The sequence below is a fragment of the Pantoea sp. 1B4 genome (assembly GCF_016925765.1).
Classification (GTDB): domain Bacteria; phylum Pseudomonadota; class Gammaproteobacteria; order Enterobacterales; family Enterobacteriaceae; genus Pantoea; species Pantoea agglomerans.
The window spans coordinates 3,071,310-3,088,925 of sequence record NZ_JAEUWZ010000001.1; the positions used below are offsets into that span (position 1 = coordinate 3,071,310).

The 17,616-nt window shown below is 56.3% G+C and carries 12 protein-coding genes and 4 pseudogenes; 12 read left to right on the forward strand and 4 right to left on the reverse strand.

Annotated features, from left to right (window positions below):
• Window positions 1-62: 62 nt before the first annotated feature.
• The 3 genes and pseudogenes from mmuM to JNO11_RS14775 form a co-directional block, all read right to left on the reverse strand.
• Window positions 63-999: pseudogene (gene mmuM / locus JNO11_RS14765) on the reverse strand (homocysteine S-methyltransferase).
• Window positions 989-2,398 carry an S-methylmethionine permease gene (gene mmuP / locus JNO11_RS14770; RefSeq protein ID WP_033758676.1) on the reverse strand — a complete coding sequence of 470 codons (1,410 nt, stop codon included), beginning with the start codon at window positions 2,396-2,398 and terminating at the stop codon, window positions 989-991. Before mmuP ends, mmuM begins: the two are co-directional and overlap by 11 nt.
• Window positions 2,399-2,533: 135 nt before the next feature.
• Window positions 2,534-2,869, reverse strand: a complete 336-nt coding sequence (locus tag JNO11_RS14775; RefSeq protein WP_003850360.1) for a DUF2002 family protein — start codon at window positions 2,867-2,869, stop codon at window positions 2,534-2,536.
• Window positions 2,870-3,023: 154 nt separating this feature from the next.
• Here JNO11_RS14775 and JNO11_RS14780 point away from each other — a divergent pair, with 154 nt between their 5' ends.
• The 12 genes and pseudogenes from JNO11_RS14780 (at window position 3,024) to emrB (ending at window position 16,342) form a co-directional block, all read left to right on the forward strand.
• Window positions 3,024-3,341, forward strand: a complete 318-nt coding sequence (locus tag JNO11_RS14780; RefSeq protein WP_010257764.1) for a DUF883 family protein — start codon at window positions 3,024-3,026, stop codon at window positions 3,339-3,341.
• A gap of 304 nt (window positions 3,342-3,645) precedes the next feature.
• A complete protein-coding gene (nrdH, locus tag JNO11_RS14785; RefSeq protein WP_010257769.1) occupies window positions 3,646-3,888 on the forward strand; it encodes a glutaredoxin-like protein NrdH in 243 nt (80 codons plus the stop codon).
• A gap of 4 nt (window positions 3,889-3,892) precedes the next feature.
• Window positions 3,893-4,306, forward strand: a complete 414-nt coding sequence (nrdI, locus tag JNO11_RS14790) for a class Ib ribonucleoside-diphosphate reductase assembly flavoprotein NrdI (RefSeq protein ID WP_010257771.1) — start codon at window positions 3,893-3,895, stop codon at window positions 4,304-4,306.
• Window positions 4,276-6,415: pseudogene (gene nrdE, locus JNO11_RS14795) on the forward strand (class 1b ribonucleoside-diphosphate reductase subunit alpha). The gene nrdI and the pseudogene nrdE overlap by 31 nt, the downstream one beginning before the upstream one ends.
• A gap of 8 nt (window positions 6,416-6,423) precedes the next feature.
• Entirely contained in the window at window positions 6,424-7,383 is a 960-nt protein-coding gene (nrdF, locus tag JNO11_RS14800) for a class 1b ribonucleoside-diphosphate reductase subunit beta (protein WP_010257777.1), read from the forward strand.
• 501 nt (window positions 7,384-7,884) lie between these two features.
• Entirely contained in the window at window positions 7,885-9,081 is a 1,197-nt protein-coding gene (gene proV / locus JNO11_RS14805; protein WP_010672155.1) for a glycine betaine/L-proline ABC transporter ATP-binding protein ProV, read from the forward strand.
• Entirely contained in the window at window positions 9,078-10,169 is a 1,092-nt protein-coding gene (proW, locus tag JNO11_RS14810; RefSeq protein ID WP_010257782.1) for a glycine betaine/L-proline ABC transporter permease ProW, read from the forward strand. The genes proV and proW overlap by 4 nt, the downstream gene beginning before the upstream one ends.
• 61 nt (window positions 10,170-10,230) lie before the next feature.
• Window positions 10,231-11,229 carry a glycine betaine/L-proline ABC transporter substrate-binding protein ProX gene (proX, locus tag JNO11_RS14815; RefSeq protein ID WP_010257785.1) on the forward strand — a complete coding sequence of 333 codons (999 nt, stop codon included), beginning with the start codon at window positions 10,231-10,233 and terminating at the stop codon, window positions 11,227-11,229.
• 213 nt (window positions 11,230-11,442) lie between these two features.
• The gene (locus JNO11_RS14820; protein WP_325177462.1) at window positions 11,443-12,630 is read left to right on the forward strand and encodes an MFS transporter; all 1,188 of its coding nucleotides are present in this window, start codon (window positions 11,443-11,445) and stop codon (window positions 12,628-12,630) included.
• 303 nt (window positions 12,631-12,933) lie between these two features.
• Window positions 12,934-13,464: a transcriptional repressor MprA gene (mprA, locus tag JNO11_RS14825; RefSeq protein ID WP_003850381.1), complete on the forward strand. Its 531-nt coding sequence runs from the start codon at window positions 12,934-12,936 to the stop codon at window positions 13,462-13,464.
• A 151-nt stretch (window positions 13,465-13,615) separates the two neighbouring features.
• On the forward strand, window positions 13,616-14,788 hold the full coding sequence (gene emrA, locus JNO11_RS14830) for a multidrug efflux MFS transporter periplasmic adaptor subunit EmrA (protein ID WP_325177463.1): 1,173 nt from the start codon (window positions 13,616-13,618) through the stop codon (window positions 14,786-14,788).
• Window positions 14,789-14,804: 16 nt separating this feature from the next.
• Window positions 14,805-16,342, forward strand: a pseudogene (gene emrB / locus JNO11_RS14835) (multidrug efflux MFS transporter permease subunit EmrB).
• A 36-nt stretch (window positions 16,343-16,378) separates the two neighbouring features.
• Here the strand turns inward: emrB and JNO11_RS14840 are convergent.
• A pseudogene (locus JNO11_RS14840) lies at window positions 16,379-17,561 on the reverse strand (tRNA/rRNA methyltransferase).
• Window positions 17,562-17,616: the final 55 nt, after the last annotated feature.

Sequence of the window (17,616 nt, forward strand, 5' to 3'; positions counted from 1 at the left end):
TGATCAGAGTGTAGACCGCCCTCTCCGCCTCAATCGGGCTATCATCGCCCGATTCAGCCAGCTTATTGCGGTTGACAAGCGCGGGCGATAGCCGCGATGTCGTTGGGTGAGGTGCGACAGCAGCCGCCAATCAGCTTCGCGCCCGCCTGCTGCCACTCTGCCAGCTTGTCATGCAACGTGCAGCCTGATGGCGCTGAGTGCCAGGTTTTGCTGCTGGCATCATACTGCTCGCCAGAGTTGGGATAGACCACCAGCGGCTTGTCGGTCAGTTTCTGCAACTGCTGCAGCGCAGGCGTCACGCTCTCAAGTGCCACACAGTTGATTCCTACCGCTACCACCTGCGGCTGCTGATTCAGCCAGCTCACGACGTCTGAGAGCGGCGTGCCGTCGCTGATGTGTCCGGCGTCACGCAGGGTAAACGAGAACCAGGCGCGGCCTTCAGGAAATTCAGCCAGCAGCTTCACCAGCGCCTGCGCTTCGGCAAACGAAGGCAGGGTTTCGCAGGCCAGCAGATCGGCACCCGCCGCCAGCAGCGCCTGCACGCGTGGGCGGTGAAACGCCATCATCTCTGCTTCCGGCAACGCATAGTCGCCGCGATATTCCGAACCATCCGCCAGGAAGGCGCCATAGGGACCGACCGATCCCGCTACCAGCAGCGTTTTCGCGTCGGGCCGTACCGCCAGATAATCGTGACGGGCGCGTCGCGCCAGTTCGACGCTCTGCGCGATCAACGCCAGTGACTCCCCCCTCATCAAGGCCACGTGTGGCAAAGCCCTGCGGCGTCGCCTGATAGCTGGCGGTAATGGCACAGCGCGCGCCGGCGACAAAATAGTCGTAGTGCACCTGATAGATCAGCTCAGGATTTTCCATCAGCACCTTAGCTGACCATAACGCATCGGCCAGATGACAGCCGCGGGCTTCCAGCTCGGTGGCCAGGGCACCATCCAGAATCAGCAGTGGCGACTCCGTTAAAGCCTGTGCGACAGGGTTATACGACATCATTGGCCTCCTCAGGCTTCGGGGATGATTTGTGAGTCAGATGGTAAGCGGCATAGCAAAACAGCACAAACGGGATGCCACACCACAGCGCGATACGCTGAGTCGGATCGAATGCCAGACCAACGCAGGCCAGCAGGCAGAGCAGGAAACCCAGCACCGGCGTCAGCGGATAGAGCGGCGCACGGTAGGCCAGATCGGCCAGCGATTTGCCCTGCTGAAGATGACGACGACGGAAAACAAAATGCGAAGCGCAGATGCTGAGCCAGACGGCTACCACCGCAAAGCCGGAGATGGCCGACAGCGCCACAAACACCGTGTCGGGCGCGACCACGCTGGAGACCAGCGCCAGCAAACCACCCACCATGCTGACGGTGATCGCCAGCATCGGCACGCCGCGCTTGTTCACCCGGGCAAAGGCGCGCGGCAGCGTATTTTCATTGGCCAGCGACCAGAGCATCCGCCCGGAGGCATAGAGTCCGGAGTTGGCCGCAGACAGGATAGCGGTCAGGATCACAAAGTTAATAATGTCAGCCGCCCACGGGATGCCGATCTTTTCGAAGACCAGCACGAACGGGCTTTTCACGATACCCGCCTGATCCATAGGAATCAGCGCCGCCAGCACAAATACCGTGCCGATGAAGAAGATAATCAGCCGGGCCACGGTAGTACGGATCGCCAGCGGCAGCACTTTCTCCGGCTGCTGGGTTTCACCGGCCGCAATACCGATCAGCTCGGTGCCGGAAAAAGCGAAGTTGACTGCCACCATGGTCATCAGAATCGGCAGTACACCGTTAGGCAGCCAGCCGTGCGCCGTCAGGTTGCTCAGGCCCGGTGCGGGCGTGCCATCCTTCATCGGGATAAACCCAAACATCGCCGCACCGCCGAGCACGATAAAGGCGACAATCGTCACCACCTTAATCAGCGAGAACCAGAACTCCCCTTCGGCGAAGAAGCGGGTTGAGATGACGTTCAGCAGATAGATGGCGCAGCAGAAGACCAGGCACCAGATCCACACCGGGATCTGCGGGAACCAGTACTGCATACAGAAGCCCGCCGCCGTCAGGCTGGAGCCGAGGGCGACTGTCCAGGTGAGCCAGTAGAGCCAGGCCACGGTGTAGCCGGTTGCCGGGCTGAGATAGCGTGCGGCATAGACGTGGAACGCGCCGGTTTCCGGCATCGCCACGGAGAGTTCGCCCAGACAGACCATCACCAGCCAGACCACCAGCGCGCCAATCAGATAGGCGAGCAGCGTCCCCGCCGCCCCGGTGGTGGAAATGATGTAGCCGGTATTAAAAAACAGGCCGGTGCCGATTACGCCGCCCAGCGATAACATCACCAGATGGCGCACTTTCATGGTGCGTTTAAATTGTTCCTGCGAGGGAGTTGGCTGTTCGCTCATCACTTTTATCCGTATGGACGTCTAAACATCTATAAGGAACAGTTTTATACGCGTCACAGCCGGTAATTGCAACGGCAGGGAAACAGGGAGGAGGTAAAGGCGGTTCAGTGCCCCGTCGCGGCGGGGCCTGATGCGTTAGCCGAAAACGCTCTGAATATAACGTTCCAGCGCCATGCGGGAACTAAATCCGTGCGGGATGCCGTAGTGTTCCTGTGAATCACCCGCCAGGTAGAGAGGGAATTGGGTGTAGTGATCGCAGGTCTTCATTTCTGAAGCAGGTTCAGCGAACGGCTGGCTCTTCTCTTTCAGTGTCGGGTGAATGACTAATGCCATGCGCCCCATGCGCGCTTCGCGATTCACATAAACATAGTTCTCTCCACGGCGATAACCATAGGCCCGTGGGGTAATTTCATCGACTTCGAAACCCGCTTTTTCCAGTACGCGCGCTACCTCATCTGGTCGTAAATACATGCTCGATCCTCTCCTCTTTCAAAAGCTTCGCAACCTTACAACAGCATGACAGAGTGGGCATTCGGAATTTTCCCTAAAGAACACTCCCGCGTCTCGTTTATCTCAAGGTCGTCTACACTAGTATTACGTTTTTAAATCAAAGGGAGCTAAAAAAATGTTTAATCGCACTGTAAAAAACGATGACATTGATATTAATCAGGATGTTAACGAACTGGCCGATTCACTGGAAGCGCTGCTGAAATCTTACGGCAGCGACGCCAAAGACGAAGTGGATTCTGCACGCAGTCAGGCAGAAAAGCTGCTGAAACAGACCCGCTCCAGACTGAACGGCGGCAGCAACCGTGTCTCACAGGTTGCCCGTGATGCCAGTGCACAGGTTGACACCTATGTCCATGACAAGCCATGGCACGGTGTTGGTATCGGTGCCGCTTTCGGTATCGTAGTGGGTGTGCTGCTGGCTTCACGCCGCTAAGCTCAACTCCAAAAAATCTCCTGAGCCCTGCCCTGTGCGGGGCTTTTTTTATGCCCTTTTTCTGGCCGATGACATTTACAAAAGATTTTTCCAGGCTGCAGGGCGCATCCCTGCTGGCTTTGCCGCTGTTGCGCAAATGCAAATCATAAAACCCTATATCTGGTGGGCTTGACCCACAAAACCACTACATCTAGTATTTATCTCATCAGCACGACACCAGATGTCCGGCAGAATGAGGCCCGCAACTTGCCGCGTCTGCTTTGTTTTCGGGCATCAGAACCGCATATAGAGGGAAATACGAATCATGCGCATTATTATTTACACTAAAGATAACTGTGTCCAGTGCACGGCAACCAAAAATGCGATGGACCGTCAGGGTCTCGCCTATCAGCTTATCAATCTCGACAGCCAGCCCGAGGCGATCGACAACCTGAAATCACTGGGTTACCGCCAGGTACCGGTTGTGATGGCAGATAACGATCACTGGAGCGGTTTCCGCCCGGACAAAATCGCCACGCTGCGCACGCTTTCTGCTGTCGGAGGATAAACACATGTTCCCGCTGGTCTATTTTTCCAGCCAGTCGGAAAACACCCACCGGTTTGTGACGCGCCTCGGCCTGCCTGCCCGGCGCATCCCGCTTGATGCCCGGCAACAACTGCATATCGACCAGCCCTATATTCTGGTCGTGCCCAGCTATGGCGGTGGCAGCAGTCGCGGTGCGGTGCCCGGTCAGGTGATTCAGTTTCTTAATGATGAGGCGAACCGACGCGGTATTCGTGGCGTGATCGCAGCGGGCAACCGTAACTTCGGTGCCGGTTACTGCCTGGCGGGCAGCATCATTGCAAATAAATGTCAGGTTCCCTGCCTCTACCGCTTCGAGCTGATGGGAACGCCTGACGATATCGCGAAAGTTAAAGCGGGAGTAACCCAATTTTGGCAACAACAGACACCCTCAACGGCGTGACGCTCGATTATCACGCCCTTAATGCCATGCTCAATCTCTACGACGCCGAGGGCCGCATCCAGTTCGACAAGGATCGCGAAGCGACACGTCAGTTTTATCTGCAGCATGTGCAACCCAATACCGTCCCCTTCAATAGCTGCGCTGAGCGTTTACGCTATCTGGTGGCAGAGAGCTATTACGAAGCGGAAGTGCTGAACCAGTACGATTTTTCGTTCCTGCTTGCGCTGCATGAGGTGGCGGAGAACTGGGGATTTGAGTTCAAAACCTTTCTCGGTGCCTGGAAGTACTACACCAGCTACACCCTGAAGACCTTCGACGGCAAACGCTATCTGGAAACCTTCGAACAGCGCGCCTGCATGGTGGCGCTGACGCTGGCTCAGGGCGATGAAAAGCTTGCGCGGGCCCTGCTGGAGGAGATCCTCAGCGGCCGTTTCCAGCCCGCTACACCAACCTTCCTGAACTGCGGCAAACAGCAACGCGGTGAGCTGGTCTCCTGCTTCCTGCTGCGCATCGAAGACAATATGGAGTCGATTGGTCGCGCCGTGAATTCGGCACTGCAGCTCTCAAAGCGCGGCGGCGGCGTCGCCTTTTTTGCTGTCGAACCTGCGTGAGTCCGGTGCGCCAATCAAACGTATTGAAAATCAGTCGTCGGGCGTTATCCCGGTGATGAAAATGCTGGAGGATGCCTTCTCTTATGCGAATCAGCTTGGCGCGCGTCAGGGCGCTGGCGCGGTGTGGCTCAATGCACACCATCCCGATATTTTCCGCTTCCTTGATACCAAGCGCGAAAACGCCGATGAGAAGATCCGCATCAAAACCCTGTCGCTGGGCGTGGTGATCCCCGATATCACCTTCCAGCTGGCAAAAGAGAACAAACCGATGGCGCTGTTCTCGCCTTACGACGTTGAACGGATCTACGGTCAGGCCTTTGGCGATATCAGCATCAGCGAGAAATATGACGAGATGCTGGCCGACGACCGCATCCGTAAAACCTATATTCAGCCACGCGACTTCTTCCAGACGCTGGCTGAGATTCAGTTTGAGTCGGGCTATCCCTACATCATGTATGAGGACAGCGTGAACCGCAGTAACCCGATTGCCGGTCGCATTAACATGAGCAACCTCTGCTCTGAGATCCTGCAGGTGAACAGTGCCAGCGAGTACAATGACGATCTCAGCTATCGCCGGATCGGCAAAGATATCTCCTGTAATCTCGGCTCACTGAACATTGCGCACGCCATGGATTCACGCGATCTGGCGCGTACCGTGGATGTGGCGATCCGCGCTCTGACCTCGGTGTCGATGATGAGCGAAATTGGCTCGGTGCCCTCGGTCGCCGAAGGCAATCGCCGTTCGCACGCCATTGGCCTGGGTCAGATGAACCTGCACGGCTATCTGGCGCGGGAAGGCATCGCCTACGGTTCACCGGAAGCGCTGGATTTCACTAATCTCTACTTCTACTGCATCACCTATTATGCGCTGCGCACCTCTAATCAGCTGGCACAGGAGCGTCAGCAGACCTTCGATGGCTTTGCGGAATCGCAGTACGCCAGCGGCGCCTACTTCGATAAGTATCTGCAGCGCGAATGGCTGCCGCGCACGCAACGGGTAGCGACGCTGTTTGCCGACGCCGGACTGACGCTGCCGACACAGGCGGACTGGCAGGCACTGCGCGACGCGGTGATGCAGCACGGGCTGTTTAATCAGAACCTGCAGGCGATCCCGCCAACCGGTTCAATCTCCTACATCAACCATGCCACCTCCAGCATCCATCCGATTGTCTCCCCTATCGAGATCCGCAAAGAGGGCAAAACCGGCCGCGTCTACTATCCCGCGCCGTTTATGACCAATGAGAATCTCCATCTCTATCAGGATGCGTATCAGATTGGGCCGGAAGCGATTATTGATACCTACGCAGAAGCGACTCAGCATGTCGATCAGGGCCTGTCGCTGACGCTGTTCTTCCGCGATGACGTCTCGACCCGTGACATCAACAAAGCGCAGATTTACGCGTGGAAAAAAGGCATCAAAACGCTCTATTACATTCGACTGCGCCAGATGGCGCTTCAGGGCACGGAGGTTCAGGGTTGCGTCTCATGCTCCCTGTGATGAAAACGATGAAACTAAAACAGATTCAGGCAATTAACTGGAACCGCATTCAGGATGACAAAGATCTTGAAGTGTGGAATCGTCTCACCAGCAACTTCTGGCTGCCGGAGAAAGTGCCGCTCTCCAACGATCTGCCCGGCTGGCAGACGCTGGATAAACAGCAGCAGCAGCTGACCATCCGGGTGTTCACCGGCCTGACGCTGCTCGACACTATCCAGAACGTGATCGGCGCGCCGGGGCTGATGGAAGATGCCATTACCCCGCACGAAGAGGCGGTGCTGTCGAATATCAGCTTTATGGAAGCGGTGCATGCCCGCTCCTACAGTTCGATCTTCTCAACCCTGTGTAACACCCAGGATGTGGATGCCGCTTATCAGTGGAGCGAAGAGAATGCGCCGCTGCAGAACAAGGCGCGCATCATCCTGGAACACTACCAGGCCGATGATCCGCTGAAGAAGAAGATCGCCAGCGTCTTCCTGGAGTCGTTTTTGTTCTATTCCGGCTTCTGGCTGCCGATGTACTGGTCGAGCCGTGGCAAGCTGACCAACACCGCTGACCTGATTCGCCTGATTATTCGCGATGAGGCGGTACACGGTTACTACATCGGTTACAAATATCAGCAGGCGCTGGCTGCCGCTGACGATCTGCGCCGCGAAGAGCTGCAGCAGTTCGCCTATGATCTGCTGCTGGCGCTGTATGAAAACGAAGTGGCTTATACCGAGGCGCTCTATGCCGATGTCGGCTGGGTAGAGGAGGTGAAAACCTTCCTGCACTACAACGCCAACAAAGCGTTGATGAATCTGGGTTATGAGGCGCTGTTCCCGGCGGAGCTGACAGCGGTGAATCCGGCCATTCTGTCGGCTCTGTCGCCCAACGCCGACGAAAACCACGACTTCTTCTCCGGTTCAGGCTCCTCCTATGTGATGGGAAAAGCGGTCGAAACCGAAGACGAGGACTGGAATTTCTGAGGGTTACCGGGTGCTGTTTTGTCAGCATCCGGTTTTCTCTGGCAGCGCCGTGTCAGCCGCGCCATTCCGTCTAATCATAAGAAAAAAATATTACTGCAACACAGCCTGACTATTTCACCGTTTGTTGATTCTCACCCGCCCCGCATTTCCTTTTTTTTCGACCAATTATTCCACTGAACCCGATCGTTTCAGGCGTGATTATTTCTCTGCATCGGAATCCATTATTTCCGTAATATTTCACCCTGGTGACGCTTGTTTTTCTCCCTTTCAGCCGGCAAATCGGCTGAAATGCCAAAAACCCGCCAATGATTTCACAAAAAATTAATCCACGCTTATCCCTTGTGAGCACTGAAGATAATCGTCATCTGAATGTCCTGCGGCCGGCCAATATCCCACTTCAGGGTTGTCAGATAACGTCAGTGTGCTACGGTATGGCCTGCTTAAATTTCAGCGGGAACGACAGGATAATATTAGATATTTCAACCAGGATTTAATGACTGCATGGCTATTAAGCTCGAAGTAAAAAATCTCTATAAAATATTTGGCGACAATCCGGATCGCGCGTTTAAATATATTGAAAAGGGTGCGACCAAAGATGTCATTCTTGAAAAGACCGGGCTCTCCCTTGGCGTAAAGAACGCCAGTCTGGCCATTGAAGAAGGCGAGATATTCGTCATCATGGGGTTATCCGGTTCAGGAAAATCGACCATGGTTCGCCTTCTCAATCGTCTGATAGAGCCGACGCGCGGCCAGGTGATTATTGACGGTGTCGATATTGCCAAAATATCAGCCAGCGAACTGCGTGACGTGCGCAGAAATAAAATCAGCATGGTATTCCAGTCATTTGCTTTGATGCCGCACATGAATGTATTAAATAATACGGCATTTGGTATGGAATTAGCGGGAGTCGCACTGGCTGAACGCCAGGAAAAAGCACTGGAAGCGTTACGTCAGGTCGGGCTGGAGAATTATGCGCACGCTTACCCGGATGAACTTTCCGGAGGGATGCGGCAGCGCGTCGGATTAGCCCGCGCACTGGCCATCAATCCCGACATCTTATTAATGGATGAGGCCTTCTCCGCTCTGGATCCGTTGATTCGTACTGAAATGCAGGATGAGCTGGTTAATTTACAAGCCAGGCATCAGCGCACCATCGTCTTTATTTCCCACGATCTTGATGAAGCGATGCGTATTGGCGACCGTATTGCCATTATGCAGGGCGGCGAAGTGATACAGGTTGGTACGCCGGATGAGATCCTGAATAACCCGGCCAATGACTATGTCCGCACCTTTTTCCGTGGCGTCGATATCAGTCACGTATTCAGCGCCAAAGATATTGCCCGTCGTAGCGCGGGAGCGTTAATCCGCAAAGCGCCAGGTTTCGGCCCGCGCTCCGCCATTAAGCTGCTGCAGGATGAAGACCGCGACTATGGCTACGTGCTGGAGAAACAGAAGTTTCTTGGCGTGGTCTCCACCGACTCGCTGAAAGCCGCGCTGGCAGCAGGTCTGGGACTCGATAGCGCCCTCCTCGACTCGCCAGCCGCGGTGCCCGCCGATACCTCACTGAGCGATCTGCTCTCGCACGTCGCTCAGGCGCCCTGTGCGGTGCCAGTGGTCGGTGAGGAGAATCAGTATGTCGGTATCATTTCCAAAAGCACGCTATTGCGCGCGTTAGATCGTGAAGGAGCCCAGCCATGAGTCAGGAAACCACCAATCCGTGGGATAGCGGCACCGCCGCCAGCAGTCAGGCTGCGCCCACCAGCAGCGGCGGTGCCGATGCCTGGGGCACGCCCGATGGCAGCGCGACACCCGATGCAGCCAGCAGCAGTGACTGGCTCAACAGCGCCCCCGCGCCCGCGCCGGAACATTTCAATATCATGGATCCGTTCCACAAAACCTGGATCCCGCTTGATCACTGGGTGACTACCGGCATCGACTGGGTGGTCAACCACTTCCGCCCGCTGTTTCAGGGTATCCGGGTACCGGTTGACTATATTCTCAGCGCCTTTCAGCAGCTGTTGCTGGGAATGCCCGCGCCGGTAGCGATTCTGGTGTTTGCGCTAATCGCCTGGCAGATCGCGACGCCCGCCATGGGCATCGCCACGCTGGTATCGCTGATCTTGATTGGCGCAATTGGCGCCTGGTCGCAGGCGATGGTCACGCTGGCGCTGGTGCTTACCGCGCTGATGTTCTGCATTCTCATCGGCCTGCCGCTGGGGATCTGGCTGGCCCGTAGTGAACGGGCAGCGCGTATCGTACGCCCCTTGCTGGATGCGATGCAGACGACACCCGCCTTTGTCTATCTGGTGCCGATTGTGATGCTGTTTGGTATCGGCAACGTGCCAGGCGTGGTGGTCACGATTATCTTCGCCCTGCCACCGATTGTGCGTCTGACTATTCTCGGCATTAAGCAGGTGCCCGCCGATCTGATCGAAGCGAGCGAATCCTTTGGTGCCAGTCCGCGTCAGCTGCTATTCAAAGTGCAGTTGCCGCTGGCGATGCCCACCATTATGGCGGGCGTTAATCAGACCCTGATGCTGGCGCTGTCGATGGTGGTGATCGCCTCGATGATCGCCGTGGGCGGACTCGGTCAGATGGTCCTGCGCGGTATTGGCCGTCTCGACATGGGGCTGGCTACGGTGGGTGGTGTGGGGATTGTGATCCTTGCCATTATCCTTGACCGTCTGACCCAATCGTTTGGTCGCGATAGCCGCAGCCGCGGTAATCGTCACTGGTATCACACCGGCCCGCTGGGCCTGATCTTCTCTCCTTCGCGTAAAAAATAATCTGTCGGGCGGTGCCTGCGCGCCGCCCATCCTGACGCGACATCTGAAATAAGGAATGACTATGCGCAACAGAGCCTCTCTGCTCGCCGCCGTGGTAACCACGCTGGCCGTTTCACACGTCTCCGCTGCCGATCTGCCGGGCAAAGGTATTACGGTACAACCCATACAGAGCACTATCGCTGAAGAGACTTTTCAGACCCTGATTGTCAGCCGCGCGCTGGAAAAACTCGGCTATCAGGTCAGCAAGCCGAGTGAAGTGGATTACAACGTTGGCTACACCTCTATCGCCGCTGGCGACGCCACCTTTACCGCAGTGAACTGGCAGCCGCTGCATGACGACATGTACAAAGCCGCCGGTGGCGATCAGAAGCTCTATCGTCAGGGAACCTATGTTACCGGTGCCGCCCAGGGTTATCTGATTGATAAGAAGACCGCCGAGAAATATCACATCACCAATATCGAACAGCTGAAAGATCCTAAGATCGCCAGCCTGTTTGACGCCAACGGCGATGGCAAAGCGGATATGACCGGCTGTACGCCAGGCTGGGGCTGTGAAGCGGTGATTAATCATCAGAACAGCGCCTTCGGTCTCAGTGATACCGTGACCGCCAATATGGGTAACTATTCGGCGATGGTGGCGGATACGCTGGCACGCTACAAACAGGGTAAACCGATCCTTTATTACACCTGGACGCCCTACTGGCTGAGCGATGTGCTGAAGCCGGGCCGCGATGTGGTCTGGCTGCAGGTGCCGTTCTCTTCGCTGCCTGGCGAACAGAAGGATGTGGATACTAAGCTGCCAAACGGTGCGAACTACGGTTTCCCGGTTAACACCATGCACATCGTCGCCAACAAAGCCTGGGCGGCGAAAAACCCGGCTGCTGCCCGTCTGTTTGCGGTCATGAAGTTGCCCATTACCGATATCAATGCTGAAAACTCAGCAATGCATGCCGGACAAAACTCAGAAGAGGCGATTAACCGTCATGTGGATGGCTGGATTAAGGCGCATCAGGCTGAGTTCGATAAATGGATCAGCGAGGCGCAGGCCGCCGCGCAATAACATGAAAACATTTCCGCCCCAGGGCGGTTGATAAAAGAGCTGGCTCAGTGGGCATACGCTTTTAGTCGGGCAGTTATCTGAGGGCAGAAATTTTTCTGCCCTTTTTTTTATGCCTGCTTTCCCGACTGGTATGGCCTGTTAATAAACATGCGTGTGAAATAGTTTTTTGAGTTACTATTAACCTCAAATGATTATTAGCGACCGATGCTGTTTATGAATGCGACTCGCCAGGGTCTGACGCCTGCTTTAGTAATGCTGATGTCAGTAGCAACCGGCCTCTGCGTAGCCAGTAATTACTACGTTCAGCCACTACTGAATACCATCGCCCAACAGTTTGATCTCTCTGTCAGCCTCGCCGGATTTATTGTCACCACGGCGCAGCCGGGCTACGCCTGCGGCCTGCTGCTGCTGGTGCCGCTTGGCGATCGGTTTGAACGACGCAGCCTGATTGTTACGATGATCCTGCTTGCTGCTGCCGGCATGGTGATTATCGCCCTTTCGCACTCCTTTCTCTTTTTACTGCTGGGCACGGTGATGACCGGCCTGTTCTCGGTCGCCGCACAAATCCTGGTGCCACTGGCCGCCACGCTGGCAGAGCCGGAGCGGCGCGGCAAAATAGTGGGGACGGTAATGAGCGGTTTGCTGCTGGGGATTCTGCTGGCGCGCACCGTGGCAGGCGGCCTGGCGCAGCTTGGCGGCTGGCGTACCGTTTACTGGACTGCCAGCCTGCTGATGGTGGTGATGGCCCTGGCGCTGTGGCGATCGCTGCCGCGCGTGAAACAGTCCGTGCCCATGAGCTATCCGCAACTGCTGGCCTCCATCTTTCGCCTGTATGCCGGTAATCGGGTGCTCCGCACCCGCGCCTGGACCGGCTGCCTCTCCTTTGCCAATTTCAGCCTGCTGTGGACCTCAATGGCCTTTCTGCTCGCCGGGGCGCCTTATCATTTCTCAGAGGGCGAGATTGGCTTGCTGGGGCTGGTCGGTGCCGCGGGTGCGCTGGCCGCACGTCAGGCGGGCGCGCTGGCTGACAAGGGTAAAGCGAAGCTGACCACCCAACTGGGCCTGCTGCTTATGCTGCTGTCGTGGGCTGCCATTGCGTGGGGCGCGGAGCAGCTTGCGCCGCTGATCGTCGGCATCCTGCTGCTGGATCTGGCGGTACAGGCCGTCCATATCACCAATCAAAGCGTGATCTACGCGCAGATGCCGGAGGCGCGGAACCGTCTTAATGCCGGTTACATGACCAGCTACTTTATGGGTGGCGCGGCCGGCTCACTGCTCTCCGCGACCGCTTACCATCTTTGGGGCTGGTATGGCGTCTGTGGCGCTGGCGCGCTGCTGACTGTGGTTAATCTGCTGATTTGGGCAGCCGGATCGCGCTTTGAGCCGGAAAAAATCAACTGAAGCCTGGCCGGACAGCGCATTGCGTCTGGTCACAAATGGTTAGGTTTGTTATGGTTAGTAGCAAACCTATTCACTTCAGTTATTTTTCCCCGCGATATTATTAAATTTGCCCCCTTTTTTGATCACGTTCCGGCACAGCGGCTGCCGCCGGACGTACGGGTTTTTGACCCAGGGCCAGGGAATGGCCTGGAATACCTTTGATGGTGAATAGTGATTCTGTCAGCGATCACCTGCCAAAAAGTGACTACGCTTATCCTGTCACCATAGTTATTATACAAGTTGCAATTAGTGAGGTTTTTTTTAATGGAAAGTTCGTTTACTCCCATTGAGCAGATGCTAAACATCCGTGCCAATCGCCATAAGGATTTTCCGTTGCAGGAAATTATTCTGACGCGTCTCTGTATGCATATGCAGGGTAAACTGCTGGACAACCGTAATAAGATGCTGAAAGCACAGGGTATTAATGAAACCCTGTTCATGGCGTTGATTACGCTGGATGCACAGGAAAACCATAGTATTCAGCCCTCTGAGCTCAGCTCTGCCCTTGGTTCTTCGCGCACCAATGCCACGCGCATTGCTGATGAACTGGAAAAGCGCGGCTGGATTGAGCGTCGCGAAAGCGATCACGACCGTCGCTGCCTGCACCTGCATCTGACCGATAAAGGGATGGAGTTCCTGCGTCAGCTGCTGCCACCTCAGCATCAGAGCCTGCAGTACCTCTGGTCTTCGCTCTCCGTCGATGAGAAGTCACAGCTGGAAGGCATCACCCGTAAGCTACTTAATCGTCTTGATAAAATGGATGAAGATCAGCTGATCGCCTCGCTTTCCCGCTAATAGCAATAAGTGCGACACAATCACCTGTCGGAATCGTTATTTTAATTTCCTTTTTTTATCTGGCCAGCGCTCAGTCGCTGGCTTTTTCGACTCGGGCGCTGGCGAAAAGGGATTTCTGCCGCCCGACTAAATGGAAAACGTGGAGAAAGACATGAGTGCAACGGCAGAAGCACAAAGCCCGCAACCGTCAGCCAACAAAAAGAAGAAGCGCAAAAGTGTGCTCATCGTGCTGGCGTTGATCTTTGTGCTGATTGGTATTGCCTGGGGAGTTTACTGGTTCCTGGTCCTGCGCCATTTTCAGGAAACGGATGACGCCTACGTTGCGGGTAACCAGGTGCAGGTGATGGCACAGGTCTCCGGTAGCGTGAATAAAGTCTGGTTTGAAGATACCGATTTCGTCAAAAAAGGCGATGTGCTGGTTTCACTGGATAAGACGGATGCGGAGCAGGCGTTTGAAAAAGCGCAGACGGCACTCGCCACCAGCGTGCGTGAGACGCATCAGCTGATGATTAATGGCAAACAGTATCAGGCCAGCATTACCTTGCAACAGACCGCTCTGGCGCAGGCACAGGCCGACCTGAAACGCCGTGAGCCGTTAGGCGCGGCTAATCTGATTGGCCGTGAAGAGTTGCAGCACGCCCGCGATGCCGTCGCGACGGCCAAAGCACAACTGGACGTGGCGATTCAGCAATACAATGCGAATCAGGCGATGATCCTCAACACCTCACTGGAAAATCAGCCTGCCGTGCAACAGAGCGCGGCTGAGCTGCGTGACGCCTGGCTGGCGCTGCAGCGCACCGAAATCCGTAGCCCGATGGATGGTTTTGTCTCCCGTCGCAGCGTGCAGGTCGGTTCGCAAATCTCCACCAGCACCCCGCTGCTCGCCGTCGTGCCTGCAACGAATCTGTGGGTCGATGCCAACTTTAAAGAGACTCAGCTGGCTGGCGTTCGTATTGGTCAGCCTGTCACCGTAGTTGCCGACATCTACGGTGACGAAGTGGTTTATCAGGGCAAAGTTGCAGGACTGGATATGGGCACCGGCAGCGCCTTCTCACTGTTGCCGGCACAGAATGCCACCGGTAACTGGATCAAAGTGGTTCAGCGCCTGCCGGTTCGTATCGAACTGAATCAGGAAGATATCGCCAGACATCCGCTGCGTATTGGTCTCTCAACGCTGGTTAAAATAGATACCACCAGCAAAGAGGGCAGCGCGCTGGCCACCAGCGCCCGTCAGCAAGCCGCTTACAGCAGCAACGCACTGGCGATTGACCTTGCGCCGGTCAATCAGCTGATCACCGATATCGTCCGCGCCAACGCCGGATGATGACGCGGAGGCTGTAATGGCACAAAAACCGCTTGAAGGAATGCCGCTGGTCCTGATGACCATTGCGCTGTCGCTGGCGACGTTCATGCAGGTTCTGGACTCGACCATCGCCAACGTGGCTATCCCCACGATTGCCGGTAATCTGGGAGCGTCGAACTCCCAGGGAACCTGGGTGATCACCTCGTTTGGTGTGGCCAATGCGATCTCGATCCCGCTGACCGGCTGGCTGGCAAAACGCATAGGTGAAGTGAAGCTCTTTACCTGGTCGACCATTCTGTTTGCTATCGCCTCCTGGGCGTGCGGCATGTCAGACAGCCTGGAGATGCTGATCTTCTTCCGCGTCATTCAGGGGATCGTCGCGGGTCCCTTGATCCCGCTGTCGCAAAGTCTGCTGCTCAACAACTATCCGCCCGCCAAGCGCAGTGTTGCGCTGTCGCTGTGGGCGATGACGGTGATCGTCGCACCGATCTGTGGTCCGATACTGGGCGGCTGGATCAGCGATAACTATCACTGGGGCTGGATCTTCTTTATCAACGTGCCCATTGGTGTGGCGGTGGTGATACTGACGCTGCAAACCCTGCGTGGCCGGGAAACCAAAACCGAAATCCGGCGGATCGATATGGTCGGGCTGGTGCTGCTGGTGGTGGGGATCGGCTGTTTGCAGGTGATGCTGGATCGCGGAAAGGAGCTCGACTGGTTTAACTCGTCCGAGATTATCGTGCTCGGGGTAGTGGCCGTGATTGCGCTGTCAGTCCTGCTGGTGTGGGAGCTGACTGACGATCACCCGATCATAGATCTGTCGCTGTTTAAGTCGCGCAACTTCACCATTGGCTGCCTGTCGATCAGTCTGGCTTATATGCTCTACTTCGGCTCGATTGTTCTGTTGCCGCAGCTGCTGCAGGAGGTCTACGGCTACACCGCAACCTGGGCCGGTCTGGCGTCTGCGCCGGTGGGCATTTTGCCGGTGATCCTGTCGCCGATCATCGGACGCTTTGCCCATAAGCTCGACATGCGACGGCTGGTCACGTTCAGCTTCATTATGTATGCCGTCTGCTTCTACTGGCGCGCGTATACGTTTGAACCGGGAATGGACTTTGGTGCCTCAGCCTGGCCGCAGTTTATTCAGGGCTTTGCCGTGGCCTGCTTCTTTATGCCGCTGACCACCATTACGCTGTCGGGATTGCCGCCGGAGCGCATGGCCGCAGCCTCCAGCCTGTCGAACTTTATGCGTACCTTTGCAGGCTCGGTGGGAACGTCGATTACCACCACTATGTGGAGTAACCGCGAGTCGATGCATCATAGCTACCTGACGGAGTCGATTACCCCTTACAACGTCAATTCGCAGCAGATGTATAGCCAGCTGGAGAGCATGGGGATGACGCAGCAGCAGGCGTCGGCCTGGATCGCGCAGCAGATTACTAACCAGGGACTGATTATTTCAGCGAATGAAATTTTCTGGGCGTCGGCGGGGGGTCTTTTTTGATTCTGCTGGTGCTGATCTGGTTTGCCCGTCCGCCGTTTAGCGCAGGCGGCGGTGGCGGTGGCGCGCACTGATGTGACACAGCAAAACGGGCCTTTCGGCCCGTTTTTTTATGCGTTCTGACGCCACCATTCGGCGAGCAGTACGCCGGTTGCGACCGAGACGTTAAGGCTTTCTACGTTGCCGGTGCCGCCAATCGACAGGCTCATGTCACCCTGTTTGAACGCGGTATCAGAAAGACCTTCACGCTCCTGCCCTAACACCAGCACCATTTTCTCCGGCAGCGGAGCCTGCGCCAGCGGCGTGCCCTGATGGCTGGAGGTGGTGACGATGGTGTAACCCGCTTTACGGAACGCTTCCAGACCTTCACTGAAGGTTGCGCCGCTTATAGCCTGCACATGCTCAGCACCGCCTTCTGCGGTACGTACCGCTGCGCCGGACTCCAGCAGTGAGGCGTCGTTCACCAGCAAACCTTTTACGCCAAAGTGCGCGCAGCTGCGCATAATCGCGCCGAGGTTATGCGGGTTGCTGACATCTTCCAGTGCCAGCACGCAATCTTTGGTATTCGCCTGGCTCAGCCATTCAGAAACCGCCATACCCATGCGCTTTTTGATCAGGAAGCAGACGCCACCATGATGCTCAGTGCCTGACGCTTTGGTAATCTCTGCATCTTCCACGACGTGATAGGCTTTGCGGTTAGCCGCCAGCCAGCGCAGCGCTTCGCGGAAACGCGGAGTCACTTCCTGCACGAACCAGGCGCGAACAATCGCTTCAGGACGGCTCTGGAACAGCGCCTGACAGGCGTTCTCACCATAGACGCGCGTCTCTTCGTTGCGCTGACGACGGATCTGCTCGGGATCGACGAAGCTCTTGCCGCTGATGCCGCCGTGATCCGGCTTATCGCTTTCGGTTGCCGGACGATCTGCTGATGGCGCGCGTGACACAGTGCGCCATGGGGAATCGCTGCTGCCATAGGCGCCGCGATTATCATCGCCACGATCGTTGCGGCGGCCTGCGCCATCGTCTGAACGGCGTGGAGCGCCACGTCCGCCTTCATCACGACGCGGTGAACTGCTGCGACCGGTGTCGTCGCTGCGACGGCCAGCGGAGCGACCACCTTCCTGACTGCGTTCAGTACGGGGGGCCAGACGAACGACGATTATCATCCGAACGGGCAGCAGCGTGACCACCTTTGCCTGTACGAGGATTAGGCGCGCGCGCGCTTTTATCGTCCTCGCCACGCACGTACATCACCTTAACCTTACCGCTCTTGCCTTTAAATTCGTCGTTCATGTCTTCCTCCTGCATTGAGAGCGCGCAGATTACCTGATGTGCTGGCGCTTAGCTA